Raw genomic sequence first — 15,135 nt, forward strand, 5'->3', positions numbered from 1 at the left:
CCCCGGTATCGGACTACGACAGGCGGTCGGTGCCACCGTCGTGGGTGGTGTGTGCCAGGCCCGTCCGGTAGGCGATGACGACGAGTTGTGCCCGGTCACGGGCCTCCAGCTTCGTCATCGCGCGCTGCACGTGGGCGCGGACGGTGAACGGGCTGAGGAACATCCGCTCGGCGATCTCCTGGTTGGACAGTCCGGTCGCGACCAGAGCCACCATCTCGCGTTCGCGCGGGGTGAGCACGGCGAGCTGTTCGGGGCGGTGCGGCGGGGCGTCCGGTGTGGCCAGGAAACGGGCGACCAACGAGCGGGTCGCGGCGGGGGACAGCAGGGTGTCGCCCGCGGCGATCGTACGCACGGCGTGCAGCAGGTCCTCCGCCCCGATGCCCTTGCCGATGAAGCCGCCGGCCCCCGCGCGCAGCGCCCGGGCGACGTACTCGTCGGTCTCGTACGTGGTGAGGATCAGGATGCGGCTGGCACGCAGTTCCGGGTCCGCGCAGATCTCCGAGGTGGCGGTGAGACCGTCCACCCCGGGCATACGGATGTCCATGATGACCACGTCAGGGCGCAGCTTCCGGGTGAGTCCCACCGCCTCCCGGCCGTCGCCGGCCTCGCCGACCACGGTGATGTCGTCGGCGGTGTCGAGAAGCATCCGGAAGGCATCGCGCAGCAGGGCCTGATCGTCGGCGAGCAGCACTCGGAGCGTCACGGCGCGTCCCCGGCCTCTCCGTCGCCCGTGCGTCCGCCGCCCGTCACCACGTCGGCCATCGGCCCCTCGGTGGTTGTCGCTCCGGCGGTCCTCCGCGTCGCGTCCTTGGCGGGCGGGAGGGGCAGCTCGGCGGCGACGAGGAAACCGCCCTCCGGACGCCTGCCCGCGGAGAGATGTCCCCCGACCGCGGTGGCACGTTCACGCATCCCGATCAGACCGTAACCGGGCGGATGGTCCGGCGCCGTGGACGCACTCGGTCCCGTGGACGCGGTCGGCGCCGGGCGCCCGCCCCCTCCGTCGTCGGCGACGGTGATGGTCACGCGATCGCGGTGCCAGGCGAGACGCACCCGGGCGCTGCCGGTACCGGCGTGCTTGGTCACGTTGGTCAGCGCCTCCTGGACGATGCGGTAGGCGGTGAGGTCCACTCCCGGGGACAACGGCCTCGCCGTGCCGTCCTGACGCACCGACACCTCCAGACCCGCGCGGCGGAACGATGCGAGGAGCGTGGGCAGTTGGGACAGCCCGGGTGCCGGTTCCGCGTCCCCGGCCGCGTCCCCGGACTGACGCAGCAGACCGACCGTGGCCCGTAGTTCGTCGAGCGCGTGGCCGGTGGTCTCGACGAGTTCGCCCAGGCTCTTGCGGGTCTGTTCCGGGCGGGCGTCGAAGAGGTGCGCGGCGACCGTGGCCTGCGCGTTGGCCAGGGTGATCTGATGGGCCACGAGATCGTGCAGTTCCCGGGCGATGCGCACCCGTTCCTCGGCCACTCTCCGGCGCGCCTCGCTGTCCCGGCTCTGCTCGGCCCGCCGGGCCCGCTCCTCCATGGCCGCCAGGTAGGCCCGTCGGTTGCGCGCCGAGTGACCGAGTACGCCGGCCACCAACGGGAGCGCCGCCACCGCTCCAATCCTGCTCGCGTCCTGCCACGAGAGGGCACCGAACAAGGGGGTGGAGGCGACCAGCAGCGCCCCGGAGGTGAGTGACACCGGGCTCACCGCGCGCCGTTCGGTACGCGCGGTGAGCGAGTAGGCGGTGATCACAGCGGGGGCCACGATGAGCGGGCTCAGCAGAAGACCCACGAGCGGCACCAGCACGCCGCCGGCGGTCGTGGCCGCCATGGCGGCCAGGGGCGCCCGATGCCGCACCGGCAGCACGGCACAGGACACCACGGCGATGACGTAGGCGGCGGCGGGCGGCGGTGACAGCGTGCCGTCGACCCGCACCGCGCCACCGAGCAGACAGAGCGCGAACGCCGTCGCCGTGATCGCTCCCTCCCGCCACCGCGCGCCGCGCGGTCGCGTGCCACCGTCCCCCGTGTCCGTCATGGCGGGCTCAGTGCCGGCCGACGGGGAGCGGCGGCACCGCTGCGTCCGGCTGGGTCGCGGAGGCGGGGTCACGATCGCCCACGCTACCGCTGATTCCCGTTCCGGGACTCCCCGAGGGCCACGTAGTAGGGGCGGTTGTGCGCCGCGACCGGTGCTGACTGGTAGGTCCACACTCCGGCGGCCGGTGTGTCTCCGATGAGAGTCGTCAGGTCGGCGCCGACGGGTGAGGACGCGTCGTGGACGGTGAGCCGTACCCGGTCGGTCTCGCCGGTCAAGGTCCGGTGGTCGTAGGGGTGGTAGACGTTCATCGGGCCGGCGATCGGCCGGCCCTCCGGGTCGGTGCCGTAGCCGGTGATGGGGGTGTTGTTGACCGGGGTACGGGGCAGCCCGGTCAGGTCGGCCGAGAACGAGAACAGGGTCCGCTGCCGGCGGTCGATGCCCGCGCCGGAGCGCGCGTGCGCCGCCTCCTTGCAGGCCACGGTCCAGCTGTCAGCCGCGGGGCCGTTGAGCGAGGGCATCGTCGCCTCGAACCAGGCCGGGTACTTCGGCTCGCCGAAGAGCTTCGTGCCGGCCTCGATGGCCAGCGGGTTGTCGCACAGCACATGGAGCCGGGCGATGCCGAGCAGCTTGGTCTGGTCGTAGCCCTGTGCGAACTGCTCGTACGACAGCCGGGCCAGGCGCCCGGCGCTCGCGGTGGGGTGGGCGATGATGCTGTACTCGATCTCCTGCGTGATGCCTCCGCCGTTCGGATACTGGGCGAAGTACAGCTGGTAGTTGAGCGTGACACACGCCCGGCCGTCGAACTCGGCGGCGCTCAGGTCGGGATGGTGCTCGGCCAGCGTCTTGCGCACCGGCGCGGGGTCGACCAGGTAGTCGAGGCCGATGTGGTGCAGAGCCCCGTAATGGAACGGCAGTTGGTACGGAGCGGCGACAGGAGGCAGGGTGAGGTCGTCGGTCACGGGGCGTGGGTCTCCTCGGGGGTGGCCGGGCCCGGGGAGCCCCCGGGGGCGGGCGGGCGGATCGTGACGCGCTGTTCGGACAGGTCGCGGTCGATTTGTTCGGCGCTGCGCAGAGTGATCGCGGCCATGGTGAGCGTCGGGTTGGAGGTGCCGAGCGAGGGCATGGAGCCGCAGCCCACCGCGTACAGATTGGGGTGGTCCCAGCACCGCTGCCAGGAGTCGACGACGGAGTCGGCGGGATGGTCGCCCATGATGTGCGTGCCCGCGCCATGGCCCGCGCCGCGGTAGGCGTAGGACCGGCCGCCGTACTCGAACCACCCGGGCTGGGACGGCCCCGGCTCGTACCGGCTGTGGTCCTCCGCCCCCAGGAGGGCGAAGATCTGGTCGGACACGGACCTGGCCGCGACGATGCCCTGTTTCACATGGTCGGACAGGTCATAGGTCAGTACCGGGCGCGGGTTGCCCAGCAGGTCGCGATGGCGGGTATCGAGCGTGACGCGGTTGGCGGGATCGGCGCTCTGCTCCATCTCGAACTGGAGGGCGAACTGCCGCCCGATCCTGTCCCCGGCCGCCCGCCGCAACGCCGTGCCGAACAGCGCCCCGCCCCCGCCGGGCGTGGCCGGGTCCGTGGGGCGCAGCAGGGCGGCGACCTGGTGGCCGGGCGGACCGACCGCCCAGTTCCAGCCCCAGTTGCCGATCTCGATACGGAAAGGGGCGCGGGCGGCGCGGGCCGGGCCGAAGCGGAATCCCTCCAGGCCGGAGGTCGAGCCGGGGCCCCGGTAGGGTCCGATCGGCCGGGGCATGAGGCCCCAGGTGAGCAGGACGGGGTGATCCATCAGATTCCGGCCCACCTGGTCACTGGAGTTGGCGAGGCCGGAGGCGAGCAGGAGCCGGGCGTTCTCGATCGCGTGGGCGGCCAGTACGACCGTGTGCGCGTGGACCGTTCGCCGGCTGACGGACACGGGGCGGGCGGGGTCGTCGTAGCGCTGGTACTCGACGGCCGTGATCCGGCCGGTGGCGTCGGCCAGGAGTCGCCCGACCACCGCGCGGGTGCGCAGGGTAACGCTCGGACCCCAGCGGTCCTGGGTGCGTCGCGGGGTGTATTTCGCCCCGGTGGGACAGATGGGGATACAACTGGCACTGCCCTCGCACACGGGACCGTGCTCCTCGGTGGCCCTGCTGTTGCGCGCCTGGGGCGTCCCGACGACCCGCAGCTCGGTGGGGTGCGGATACGAGGGGTCCACGGCCTTGTGTCCGTCGAGCCGTTCGGCGAGCCGCCGGTCGAGATAGCTCGCGGGGAGCGGAGGGTGCGGGAAGACATAGTCGTCCGCGAGCGGCAGACCGACGAGGTCCCGCTGCTCCACCGGATCGGCGGCGACACCCAGCTCGCGCTCGGCGGCGCGGTAGTACGGCTCCAACTCGGCGTACCCGATCGGCCAGTCGCGGCCGTACCCGAAGTCGGCGGTGCGGAAGTCCTCCGGGTGCATGCGCGGGGCCAGACCCGTCCAGGCCGTGCCCGTACCTCCGTTGACCCTCAGATACCCACTCGCGTACGGCAACGGGCCGTTCTGGACGAGATATCCATCGGCTCGATAGCCACCGCCGGGGCGGCCCGCGAGATCCAGTACGTCGGGTGACGGCACCAAGGCGTTGTCCGCGATCGCCGCGCCGGGAACCTTCACGGGCGCGGACCTGAACCGTTCCACATCCGCCGCCCGGCCGCCGTCGGGCCCGGTGTCGTCATCGCCCACACCCGATTCCAGGACCAGGACACGCCGGCCGCGGTCCCCCAGCCACCGCGCCATCAACGACCCCGCGACACCGGCCCCGACCACGATCACATCGAAGCGCTCCCCGGCGGTCAACGCTCCCCGCCTCCCGCCACACCGGCGGGGCGCCGGGCCCAGCTGCCGTAGCCGGGCCGTCCGGTGCCGGGGGCGTGGCCACCGAAACTGCTCCACACCAGCCCATGGGCATAGCCGCGCGACGGGAACGGGAAGGGTACGGTCCGGCCGTCGTCCGCCCGCGGTCCCGGCCATGTCCCCAGATACCAGAGATGACAAATGGCGCGCGAGAGCTCGGCCAGCTCCTCGTCCTCCTCCGCCACCGCTCGCGGGTCGGCCCCCGCATCGGCCAGCGCGTCCACCAGCCGTGCGTAGAGCGGCGGTTCGACCCGCCCGGCCACGAACTCCCGGTAGATTCCCGCCATTCCGGTCGCTGTGAGCTCGGCGGCGTCGAACCCCGTCAGCGCGACCGAGAGCGTGACGAACCGCTCGGTCAGCGTCATGGACACCATCCCCCTCTTCGAGCCGGTCACCGGAGACCGGGCACATCAGCCGGGATCCCTACCTGGATCGCGACCCGTTCATGCCTCGAAATCTCGCCGAATGTGAGCATGGCTGAACGTAGAGTGACGGAAGTGCCTGGCGTCTTGTGCGGTGCCGCGGAATCTCGCGCGGAAGAAGCGGAGCAGTTCGCGCGGAAGAGGTGGAGTGAAGGACTACGACCGACGGCCGGGTTTGCCGCGTCGGCCGCCCTTGGGACCGCCGGAACCGCTCCGCGGACTCTTGCCCGTCGCCTTGCCCGTCGATTTCCCGGCGGATTTCCCGGTCGTCTTCCCGGCCGCCGGCTTTCGCCGCGCGCCGCCCGCGTCGGGACGCTCACGCTTCGGCTGCGGCGGGGTCGGCCGGCCCCGTGAGCTGTTGACCGTGCGCCCGCGCACGATCCCGATGAAGTCCTCCACCAGATCGGTGGTTTCGTCCTCCGGCCACGACAGGGCGACGCGCGACTCAGGGGCATCCAGGACCGGCCGGTACGTCAGGTCCCTGCGGTGGTGCAGACGGGCCAGCGACTGGGGGACGACGAGCAGTCCCACCCCCGCCGCCACCAGTTCGACGGCGTCCGCGGTCGTGGCAGGGCGCGCGTTCGCGGGCTGTCCCGGCCGGACCTCCCAGTCGAGGGTGTCATCGAGGGGATGCAGCACGATGTCGTCGGCCAGATCCTCGGCCGACACCTCGTCGACCGCCGCCACCACATGGTCCTTCGGGACCACGACCACCGTTGTCTCGGTGTAGAGGGGAATCGCGCTGAGGTCCGTCCGGTCGACCGGCAGCCGTACGAAACCGGCGTCGGCGCCGCGCTCCCGCAGCAGACCCGGCGCCTCGGCGGCGGACACCGTGACAAGGGTCAGCGGGATGTCCGGCAGCCGCTCGTTCCAGATCCGCACCCACTTGGTGGGCGTCACGCCCGGGACGTACGCGAGCCGGAACGAACGGGGTACTTCCGAGCCTGTCACGCCACCAGGTTACCGGCCGTGGTCGGAGGTATCGCACACGCTCGCTACCCTTGACGCCATGACGTCGCACCAGACCATCCAGACAATGAAGCCCGCGACCGCGGCCAAGAAGCTGGGTGTGTACCTTGAGGCCACCCCCGCCGAGTTCCAGGAGGGTGTCGTCTCGCGCACCGAGCTGAACGCGCTCCAGGCCGATCCGCCCCAGTGGCTGCTGGAACTGCGACGCGACGGTCCGCACCCCCGGCCGGTGGTGGCCGCGAAGCTGGGCGTCTCCATCTCGGGTCTCGCGCGTGGCGGAGTCACGGACGCCCTCACCACCGAGCAGATCGAGGCGCTGAAGAGCGAGGGCCCCGCCTGGCTGCGGCAGGAACGCGCCACGCAGGCCGAGGTCCGCAAGGAAGCGCTGCGTATCAAGGAGAAGAACGCGGAGCGGGACGACCAGGCCCGCCGTCCGCGCTCCTGACCGCCCCCGCCGTCGGCGCGTGGCCGAGGATGAAGCCGTGTACACACAGCGGCCTACGGCCCGCCGCGCAGCGTCCGGCACGCCCGCCTCGGTGTGACCGTCGGTCACGGCCGACAGCGGCCAGAACTCCTCCTCCGGATCGTCCTCTCACCCACGGTTTCCCGGTTACCGAAAGAAACCGCCAGGCGGCCAGTGACCCGACGGGGCGCACGAAGATCGCTCGTCCGTGCGCATCGCGTGACGCGGTGGGACTATAGGGGGGCAAAGGGGATGGTGAGGCGGATGTCAGCGGCGCGCAGGCAGTCGAGCCCGAGTCCCGGCGCTCAGCCGCCCGCGCGTGCGGAGGTTCCTTTGGACGCATCCAATGGCGGGACCGCGGTGGTGAACGCGGTGGGCGAGGTCGTCGCCTGGACCCCGGGGGCGGAGGAGATCCTCGGCTACCCACCCGCGGAAGTGGTGGGCCGGTCAGCGGCCCTGCTCCTGGCCGATCCGGGCGACCGGGTGCGTGCGGTGGCGATCGCGGAACACTGTCGCGCGGGAGCCGGGTGGAGCGGGGTCATCGCACTGCGGCACCGCGACGGCCGGCGCCTCGAAATGAGTCTGCGCGTCTCCACCTCGTTCCGTATCGGTGGTGATGAGTGCTTTCTGATCTCGGCATGGGAGCAGACGACCCAGTGGACGATGGGCCAGTCCGTGCTGGACGGGTTCGTGACCCGGTCGCCCGTCGGCATGGCGGTCATGGATATGGACCTGCGCTACATCTGGCTCAACGACACACTGGAACGGTTCGGCGGTGTGCCGCGTGAGCAGCGCCTTGGCCGGCGGCTGAGCGAGCTGCTCCCGGGCCTCCAGGCCGACATCATCGAAGATCTGATGCGCAAGGTGCTGCAGAACGGCGCGCCGGTCACCGACTACGAGTACCTGGGCTGGAGCTGGGCGGATCCGCATCGCCAGCACGCCTACTCCACCTCGTTCTTTCCGCTGGTCGACGTCGATGAAGCCGTCACGGGCGTCTGCTACATCGTCCTCGATGTGACCGACCGGTGGAACGCCCGCGAGCTGCTCGCCATGGTCAATGACGCGGGAGCCATGGTCGGCAGCACCCTCGACGTGACAAGGACGGCCCAGGAACTCGCCGATTTCGCGGTGCCCCGCTTCGCCGACTTCGTCACCGTCGACCTGCTGGAACCGATCCTCAGCAACGAGGGGCAGGGGACCTGGCTGACCGACGCGGGACCCGCGGTCACGGAGACGACGCTGCGCCGGGCGGGCATGACCTCCGTACGGGAAGGCTGCCCGGAAGCCATCGCCCGGATCGGCGAACGGGTCGACTCCATCCCCCCGCCGCACGGCCCCGACATCCTGATCAACGGTGAGCCGATCCTCATAGAGGTCCTTGACGCCACCAATCCCCAGTGGGTGTCACGGCAGCCCGCCAGGGCCACGGCCATCCGTGAGTACGGACTGCACTCGCTCATCTCCGTGCCGATGCGGGCGCGGGACACCGTGCTGGGCGTCACCACGTTCTTCCGCTCGCTGAACCCGGTGTCCTTCAAGCCGGACGATGTCCTGCTGGCCCGGGAAGTCGTCGCCCGCGCGGCGGTGTGTGTGGACAACGCGCGCCGCTTCACCCGGGAACACAACGCGACCGTGACGCTTCAGCGCAGTCTGCTGCCGCACACCCTGGCCGGCGGCGCCGCCGTGGACGTGGCCTCCGTCTATCTGCCCGCGGGCGCGGGGGACGGTGTGGGCGGGGACTGGTTCGATGTGATTCCCCTGTCCGGCTCCCGTGTGGGCCTGGTCGTCGGCGATGTGGTCGGGCACGGCATCAGCGCGGCCGCCACCATGGGGCGCCTGCGCACCGCCGTCCAGACCCTCGCCGACATGGACGTGCCCCCGGACGAATTGCTGGCCCATCTCGACGATCTGGTGCTCCGCCTCAGCGAGGAGGAGCCCGCCGACGAGGTGGCCGACCCGTTCCGTACGACCGTGGTCGGTGCCACCTGCCTCTACGCCGTCTACGACCCCGTCACCCGGCGTTGCACGCTGGCACGGGCCGGGCATCCGCCGCCCGTCGTCGTCACTCCGGACGGGCATGTCAGCTTTCTGGAGCTGCCGGCGGGACCACCACTGGGACTGGGCGGGCTGCCCTTCGAGTCCGCCGAGATCGAGCTGCCCGAGAACAGCCTGCTCGGTCTCTACACCAACGGTCTCATCGGGGCCGCCGACCGGGACGTCGACCTCGGTATGTCCCGGCTCGCGCACGCACTGGCCCAGCCCAACCTCTCCCTCACGGCGCTGTGCGCCGCGGCCGTGGAGCGGCTGACCTCGGTGGCACAGCCCGACGACGTGGCGCTGCTGCTCGCGCGTACCCGTGCCCTCAGCGTCGAGCATGTCGTCTCCTGGAACGTGGCGTCCGATCCCGCCGCTGTCGCCGGCATCCGTAATCTGGCGACCCGCCAACTGGAGGAATGGGGCCTGGACGAGCTGGTCATGACGACCGAGCTCATCGTCAGCGAACTGGTCACCAACGCCGTCCGGTACGGCACGGGACCGATCCGGCTCCGGCTGATGCGCCAGTCCCGGCTGATCGTCGAGGTCGCCGACGCCAGCAGCACCTCTCCCCGGCTGCGGCACGCCCGCACCACCGACGAAGGCGGCCGAGGGCTCTTCCTCGTCGCCCAGCTCGCCCACCGCTGGGGCACCCGGCACACACCCGAAGGCAAGATCATCTGGGCGGAACAGGAACTGATGTGACCCCGCCCCCGCGAGGACGGGGATCGGCTCCTCCATGACCGGGCGGGCCCGGTGGGGTCAGTTCGCGGCCGCCCACGCGTAGCGGTGCTCCGGGCGGCCGGTGTCGCCGTACTTCAGGGTCAGGCTGATATGCCCGGCGCGCTCCAGGTACTTGAGATAGCGCTGGGCCGTGGAGCGGCTGACGCCGGTGCGTTCGGCGACCTCATGGGCGGAGAGGGGGTGTTGGGCCTCGCCCAGGGTGCGGCGGATGAGGGCGACGGTCGCCACGGAGTGTCCCTTGGGGAGTTCGGAGCGAGGGGCGTCCGCGATCTTGAAGGCGCTGAAGATACGGTCCACCTGCTCCTGGCCGGCCTCGCCGCGCCCGCCGACACCTTCGAGGGTGCGGCGCATGGCGGCGTAGCCGTCGAGTCTCGCCCGCAGCCCGGCGAAGCTGAACGGCTTGACCAGATACTGAAGCGCGCCGTACCGCATCGCGGCCTGGACCGTGGCCACGTCACGGGCGGCCGTCACCATGATCACATCGGCGTGGTGGCCGAGCTGCCGCATACGGCGCACCAGCGTCAGGCCCGTCTCGTCCGGCAGATAGTGATCGAGCAGGACGAGATCGACATGGCCGCGCTCCAGGGTGGCCAGGGCCTGAGCGGCGGTATGGGCACGGCCGATGACCCGGAAGCCGCGCACCTGCGCCACATACGCGGCGTTGATCTCGGCGATATGGAAGTCGTCGTCCACCACGAGGACATCGATCATCGTGACTCTCCTGCCGATGTGAGCTGACGCGCGGGGGTACCGTCCCCGACGAGATCGTCCGGGGCGAGCGCCTCGGGCAGTACGACGGTGAAGACCGCGCCGCCGCCCGCGCGCGCGGTTACCCGGGCCATGCCGCCGTAGCGCTCGGAGAGCCGGCGTACGAGAGCGAGCCCGATGCCCCTGCGCCGGCGGAAGGCGATCGGCGCGGGATCGGACGGATCGGCCGGCAGCGGGGGAGGGGCGGGCCGCTTCGTGGACCAGCCCTCCGCGAAGACCCGCTCGCGCATCTCGGGCGGCACTCCGGGACCGGTGTCGGAGACCCGTATCACCGCCGTGGTCTGCTCGGCACGCAATTCGACCTCCACGAAGGGCTCCACTGAGGGCGTGGCGGCCGGTCCGCCGAGCCCTTCGGCGGGAGGCTCCGTCAGCCTCCGTTCGGCGGCGGCGTCCAGCGCGTTGTCGATGAGATTGCCGAGTACGGTCACCAGATCGCGCGGATCGACCACCCGGTGCGGCAGCAGCGTGGCGGGCGAGATACGCAGCGACACACCGCGCTCGGCGGCGATCGCCGTCTTGCCCACGAGCAGCGCGGAGACCAGCGGATCACCCACCCGCTCGGCGATCTGTTCCGCCGAGGCACGATGCGCGCTGGCGACCCCGGCGACGAACTCCACCGCCCTCTCGTGGCGCCCGAGTTCGAGCAGTCCGAGCACGGTGTGCAGCCGGTTGGCATGCTCGTGGTCCTGGGCCCGCAGCGCGTCGAGCAGCCCTTGGGTGCTGTCCAGCTCACGCCCGAGCAGTTCCAGTTCGGTACGGTCGCGCAGCGTCACCACGGCGCCGCCGTCCCGCGTCGGCATCCGGTTGGCGACCAGGACCCGGCTGCCGCTGACGGCCAGCAGATCCGTCCCGTCCACCCGTCCCGCCAGCACATCGGTCGTACGGCCCGGCGCGAGCACCTCGTCCAGGGCGCGGCCGGTGGCGTCCGCGTCGAGCCCGAGCAGCCGTACCGCCTCGTCGTTGGCGAGCCGGATCCTGCCGTCCCGGTCGAAGGCGACCACGCCCTCCCGTACCCCGTGCAGCATCGCCTCCCGCTCGTCCAGCAGCGCCGAGATATCGGCGAAGGCGACGCCGTGCGTGATCCGGCGCAGCCGGCGCGAGACCGCGACCGCGGCCAGCGCGCCCGCGCCGAGCGCCGCGCCCGCGCAGAGCAGCAGCCCGGGGATGGTGTCGATCAGCCGCTGGCGCACACTGTCGTACGCGATACCGACCGACACCGCGCCGATGATCCGCCCGTCGCTGTCGTGCAGCGGCACCTTGGCGCGGGCCGAGCGGCCCAGGGTGCCGTTGTCGATCTGCCGGATCTCCCGGCCGGAGAGCGCGACGCTCGGGTCGGTGGAGACATGCCTGCCGATCTCGCCGGAGGTGGTGTGCGACCAGCGCACACCATGGGTGTCCATCACCACGACATACAGCGCGTGCGTGGCCCGGCGTACCCGCTCCGCCTCGGTCTGCACCGGCCCGGCGGGGCTCGGGGAGGTGCTGATCAGCCCCTTGGCGATGTCCGGATCGGCGGCGGTGGTCTGCGCGATGGCGAGGGCCCGGAGTGTGGCCGCGTCGTCCAGCTCGGATCCGAGCGGGGCGAGAAAGAGCCCGGTCGCGAGCACCATCACCCCCGTGGTGATGACGAGCTGCACCACCAGAACCTGGGCAGCGACGCGTCTGGGCCAGCGCAACCGCATCTCGTCCCCCTCCCTCTCCGGCGCTCTCCGGGCCGGCCGGCCCGGCCCGGAACAGGCAGGTCCGGTTTTAACTTCGTTGTGCACGCAACGTAGGCCCACAGCGCGCGGCTGCCCACCCCCGTGCTCCGTTTTTGTGGTTTCGGTATGAGCAGAACGAGCAAAACGCGGAATGCGCGCAGAAAGACGGGTTGCGCCCACAAGACTGCCGCCGCGGCCAGGGACGCTCCTAGCCTCCCGGGCCATGAGCAGCCACACGAGCCCCGCCATCGAACTGCGGGGAACGAGCAAGGCATTCCGGACCCCGTCGGGGGTGCTGCACACCGCCGTCAGGGATCTGGATCTGACGGTCGAACGCGGCGAGTTCGTCGCGGTGGTCGGCCCCACCGGATGCGGAAAATCGACGACGCTGACCCTCGTCAGCGGGTTGGAGGAGCCCACCGAGGGCGAGGTGCTGGTGGCCGGTGAGCCGGTGCGCGGCATCGGCGACAAGATCGGATTCGTCTTCCAGCAGGACGCGGTCTTCCCCTGGCGCACCGTGCTGTCCAATGTGATGGCGGGCCCCCGCTTCCGCGGCGTGCCCAAGAGCGAGGCCAGGGAGCGGGCCCGGGAGTGGCTGGCCCGGGTCGGGCTCGCCTCCTTCGAGGACCGCTATCCGCATCAGCTCTCCGGCGGCCAGCGCAAGCGCGTCGCGCTCGCGGCGACCTTCGTCAACGATCCCGAACTCCTGCTCATGGACGAGCCGTTCTCGGCCCTCGATGTGCAGACCCGGGCGCTGATGTCGGACGAACTGCTGGAGCTGTGGGGAGGCACGGGCGCCTCGGTCGTCTTCGTCACCCATGACCTGGAGGAGTCGATCGCCCTCGCCGACAAGGTCGTGGTGATGACGGCCGGACCCGCGACCGTCAAGGAGGTCTTCGCCATCGACCTGCCGCGCCCGCGCAAGGTCGAGTCCGTACGGCTCGAACCGCGCTTCATCGAGATCTACCGGGAGATCTGGTCCTCGCTCGGCGAAGAGGTACGGATCACCCGCGAGCGAGGAGCCACCGATGCCGCCTGAGACCGTCACCGTCCCGTCCGCCGCCGCCAAGGCCGCCCCCCTCAAGGGCGGCGGTGGGGAGCGTACGCAGGCCAGAGCGCGCGCCGCCCGCAACCACAAGATCATCGTCTACACCAGCCGGGTGCTGCTTCTCGTCGCGCTCATCGGGATGTGGGAGTGGCTGGCCAGGACCGCCGTCATCGATCCCTTCAACTTCTCGATGCCGTCCAAGATCTGGGACCAGATGCGCCAGTGGGCGGTGCACGGCACTCCGCAGGGCTCCCTGTGGGAGCAGATCTGGTACACGCTCTACGAAGCGCTCCTCGGCTGGGTCATCGGGGTGATCGGCGGTGTGGTGCTCGGTATCGCGCTCGGCCGGATCCGCTTCCTCGCGGAGGTGCTCGGCCCGTACATCAAGGTGCTCAACGCGCTGCCCCGGATCGTCCTCGCACCGATCTTCCTCATCTGGTTCGGCCTCGGCCCGGCCTCGAAGGTCGCCTCCGCCGTCGTGCTGGTCTTCTTCCCCGTCTTCTTCAACGCGTTCCAGGGCGCGCGGGAGGTTGACCGCAATCTGGTCTCCAACGCCCGGATCCTCGGCGCGAGCAACCGTCAGGTCACCCTCCAGGTGGTCATTCCCTCCGCCACCTCGTGGATCTTCACCAGCCTGCATGTCAGCTTCGGCTTCGCGCTGATCGGCGCGATCGTCGGCGAGTACATCGGCGCGACCAAGGGGCTCGGTCTGCTGGTCTCGGCCTCCCAGGGCACGTTCAACGCGGCCGGTGTGTACGCGGCGATGGTGATCCTCGCCGTGGTGGCACTGCTCGCCGAAGGGCTCCTGTCGTTCCTGGAGAGACGGCTCTTCCGCTGGAAGCCGGCCGAGCCGGGCACGGAACGCTGATTCCCCGGCCCGTCCCGCCATCCCTCGGCCACCGACCCCTTCAGCCCCCACCCTTCAGCTCCACCGCTCCACCCACCGGCCCCACCCTTCCCCAGCACCTCTTCACAAGGACGTGAACCATGCGCAGACATCTCACGATCTCGGCGGCCGCCCTCGCCGCGACCCTCGCCCTCGGCACCCTCACCGCCTGTGGCGGCGACTCCTCGGCCTCCGGCTCCGGCGGCAAGGTCAAGATCATGGTGGGCGGCCTGGACAAGGTCATCTATCTGCCCGCGATGCTCACCCAGAAGCTCGGCTACTTCAAGGACGAGGGCGTCGAGGTGGAGCTGCTGACCGAGCCGGCCGGTGTGCAGGCCACCACCTCGCTCGTCTCCGGCGATGTGCAGGGTGTCGTCGGCTTCTACGACCACACGCTCGATCTCCAGGTCAAGGGCAAGCAGGTGGAGTCCGTCGTGCAGTTCTCGCACGCCTCGGGCGAGGTCGAGGTCGTCTCCAACAAGGCGGCCGCCACCATCACCTCCCCGAAGGACTTCAAGGGCAAGAAGCTCGGGGTCACCGGCCTCGGCTCGTCCACCGACTTCCTCACCAAGTACCTCGCGGTCAACGACGGCGTGCAGACGGAGCAGTTCACCCCGGTCGCCGTCGGAGCGGGCCAGACCTTCATCTCGGCGCTTCAGCAGGGGTCGATCGACGGAGGCATGACGACCGATCCGACGGTCGCGCAGATCCTGGACAAGAAGCTCGGCAAGGTCCTCATCGACATGCGGACGCCCGAGGGTTCCAAGGCGGCGCTCGGCGGTCCGTACCCCTCCTCCAGCCTGTATATGAACACCGACTGGGTCAACAGCAACAAGGAGACGGTGCAGAAGCTGGCCAACGCGTTCGTGAAGACGCTGAAGTGGATGTCGACCCACTCCCCGGAGGAGATCGCGGCGAAGATGCCCGCGGACTACGCGCAGGGCGGCAAGGAGCTGTACGCGCAGGCGATCAAGAGCACACTGCCGATGTTCACCACGGACGGTGTCATGCCCGCCGACGGCCCGGAGACCGTGGAGCGCGTCCTGAAGGCGTTCAACCCCAATCTCAAGAACGCTACGGTCGATCTGAGCAAGACCTACACCACGGAGTTCGCCGAGAAGGCGGCGGGCTGACCGGTGAGGTGACCGACCGGACCGGGCGTCCGGTGTCGTGGCGCGGCCCCCCCCCCGCCCCCCGG

13 protein-coding genes are annotated in these 15,135 nt (G+C 70.8%); 5 read left to right on the forward strand and 8 right to left on the reverse strand.

The window, feature by feature from the left end:
* Nucleotides 1-13 precede the first annotated feature (13 nt).
* From M1203_RS15345 to M1203_RS15370, 6 genes are all read right to left on the reverse strand, one after another.
* Nucleotides 14-703, reverse strand: a complete 690-nt coding sequence (locus tag M1203_RS15345; RefSeq protein WP_249950239.1) for a response regulator transcription factor — start codon at nucleotides 701-703, stop codon at nucleotides 14-16.
* Nucleotides 700-2,022, reverse strand: a complete 1,323-nt coding sequence (locus tag M1203_RS15350; RefSeq protein WP_249950240.1) for a sensor histidine kinase — start codon at nucleotides 2,020-2,022, stop codon at nucleotides 700-702. Before M1203_RS15350 ends, M1203_RS15345 begins: the two co-directional genes overlap by 4 nt.
* 83 nt (nucleotides 2,023-2,105) lie before the next feature.
* Nucleotides 2,106-2,981, reverse strand: a complete 876-nt coding sequence (locus M1203_RS15355; RefSeq protein ID WP_249950241.1) for a hypothetical protein — start codon at nucleotides 2,979-2,981, stop codon at nucleotides 2,106-2,108.
* A complete protein-coding gene (locus M1203_RS15360; protein WP_249950242.1) occupies nucleotides 2,978-4,846 on the reverse strand; it encodes a GMC family oxidoreductase in 1,869 nt (622 codons plus the stop codon). Before M1203_RS15360 ends, M1203_RS15355 begins: the two co-directional genes overlap by 4 nt.
* Nucleotides 4,843-5,268: a hypothetical protein gene (locus tag M1203_RS15365; protein ID WP_249950243.1), complete on the reverse strand. Its 426-nt coding sequence runs from the start codon at nucleotides 5,266-5,268 to the stop codon at nucleotides 4,843-4,845. Before M1203_RS15365 ends, M1203_RS15360 begins: the two co-directional genes overlap by 4 nt.
* A gap of 213 nt (nucleotides 5,269-5,481) precedes the next feature.
* Nucleotides 5,482-6,276, reverse strand: a complete 795-nt coding sequence (locus tag M1203_RS15370; protein ID WP_249950244.1) for a LysR substrate-binding domain-containing protein — start codon at nucleotides 6,274-6,276, stop codon at nucleotides 5,482-5,484.
* A 58-nt stretch (nucleotides 6,277-6,334) separates the two neighbouring features.
* Here M1203_RS15370 and M1203_RS15375 point away from each other — a divergent pair, with 58 nt between their 5' ends.
* Entirely contained in the window at nucleotides 6,335-6,739 is a 405-nt protein-coding gene (locus M1203_RS15375) for a DUF5997 family protein (protein ID WP_249950245.1), read from the forward strand.
* Nucleotides 6,740-7,021: 282 nt separating this feature from the next.
* Nucleotides 7,022-9,496 carry a SpoIIE family protein phosphatase gene (locus M1203_RS15380; protein WP_374403027.1) on the forward strand — a complete coding sequence of 825 codons (2,475 nt, stop codon included), beginning with the start codon at nucleotides 7,022-7,024 and terminating at the stop codon, nucleotides 9,494-9,496.
* 57 nt (nucleotides 9,497-9,553) lie between these two features.
* On the opposite strand, the gene M1203_RS15385 is transcribed toward M1203_RS15380, so the two are convergent.
* Complete coding sequence (locus M1203_RS15385; RefSeq protein ID WP_249950247.1) at nucleotides 9,554-10,246, reverse strand: response regulator; 693 nt, start codon at nucleotides 10,244-10,246, stop codon at nucleotides 9,554-9,556.
* On the reverse strand, nucleotides 10,243-11,985 hold the full coding sequence (locus tag M1203_RS15390; protein WP_249950248.1) for a sensor histidine kinase: 1,743 nt from the start codon (nucleotides 11,983-11,985) through the stop codon (nucleotides 10,243-10,245). The genes M1203_RS15385 and M1203_RS15390 overlap by 4 nt, the downstream gene beginning before the upstream one ends.
* A 241-nt stretch (nucleotides 11,986-12,226) precedes the next feature.
* Here M1203_RS15390 and M1203_RS15395 point away from each other — a divergent pair, with 241 nt between their 5' ends.
* From M1203_RS15395 to M1203_RS15405, 3 genes are all read left to right on the forward strand, one after another.
* On the forward strand, nucleotides 12,227-13,042 hold the full coding sequence (locus tag M1203_RS15395) for an ABC transporter ATP-binding protein (protein WP_249950249.1): 816 nt from the start codon (nucleotides 12,227-12,229) through the stop codon (nucleotides 13,040-13,042).
* Complete coding sequence (locus M1203_RS15400; protein ID WP_249950250.1) at nucleotides 13,032-13,919, forward strand: ABC transporter permease; 888 nt, start codon at nucleotides 13,032-13,034, stop codon at nucleotides 13,917-13,919. Before M1203_RS15395 ends, M1203_RS15400 begins: the two co-directional genes overlap by 11 nt.
* A gap of 119 nt (nucleotides 13,920-14,038) precedes the next feature.
* On the forward strand, nucleotides 14,039-15,070 hold the full coding sequence (locus M1203_RS15405; RefSeq protein WP_249950251.1) for an ABC transporter substrate-binding protein: 1,032 nt from the start codon (nucleotides 14,039-14,041) through the stop codon (nucleotides 15,068-15,070).
* The last annotated feature ends 65 nt before the right edge of the window (nucleotides 15,071-15,135 follow it).

The organism is Streptomyces sp. 35G-GA-8, from assembly GCF_023534745.1.
Taxonomy (GTDB): domain Bacteria; phylum Actinomycetota; class Actinomycetes; order Streptomycetales; family Streptomycetaceae; genus Streptomyces.

Excerpts from the sequence above, each read along its gene's own strand:
- M1203_RS15350 (WP_249950240.1), bottom strand. The coding sequence starts at position 2,022 with ATGACGGACACGGGGGACGGTGGCACGCGACCGCGCGGCGCGCGGTGG.
- M1203_RS15365 (WP_249950243.1), bottom strand. The coding sequence starts at position 5,268 with ATGACGCTGACCGAGCGGTTCGTCACGCTCTCGGTCGCGCTGACGGGG.
- M1203_RS15375 (WP_249950245.1), top strand. The coding sequence starts at position 6,335 with ATGACGTCGCACCAGACCATCCAGACAATGAAGCCCGCGACCGCGGCC.
- M1203_RS15380 (WP_374403027.1), top strand. The coding sequence starts at position 7,022 with ATGTCAGCGGCGCGCAGGCAGTCGAGCCCGAGTCCCGGCGCTCAGCCG.
- M1203_RS15385 (WP_249950247.1), bottom strand. The coding sequence starts at position 10,246 with ATGATCGATGTCCTCGTGGTGGACGACGACTTCCATATCGCCGAGATC.
- M1203_RS15390 (WP_249950248.1), bottom strand. The coding sequence starts at position 11,985 with ATGCGGTTGCGCTGGCCCAGACGCGTCGCTGCCCAGGTTCTGGTGGTG.
- M1203_RS15395 (WP_249950249.1), top strand. The coding sequence starts at position 12,227 with ATGAGCAGCCACACGAGCCCCGCCATCGAACTGCGGGGAACGAGCAAG.
- M1203_RS15400 (WP_249950250.1), top strand. The coding sequence starts at position 13,032 with ATGCCGCCTGAGACCGTCACCGTCCCGTCCGCCGCCGCCAAGGCCGCC.
- M1203_RS15405 (WP_249950251.1), top strand. The coding sequence starts at position 14,039 with ATGCGCAGACATCTCACGATCTCGGCGGCCGCCCTCGCCGCGACCCTC.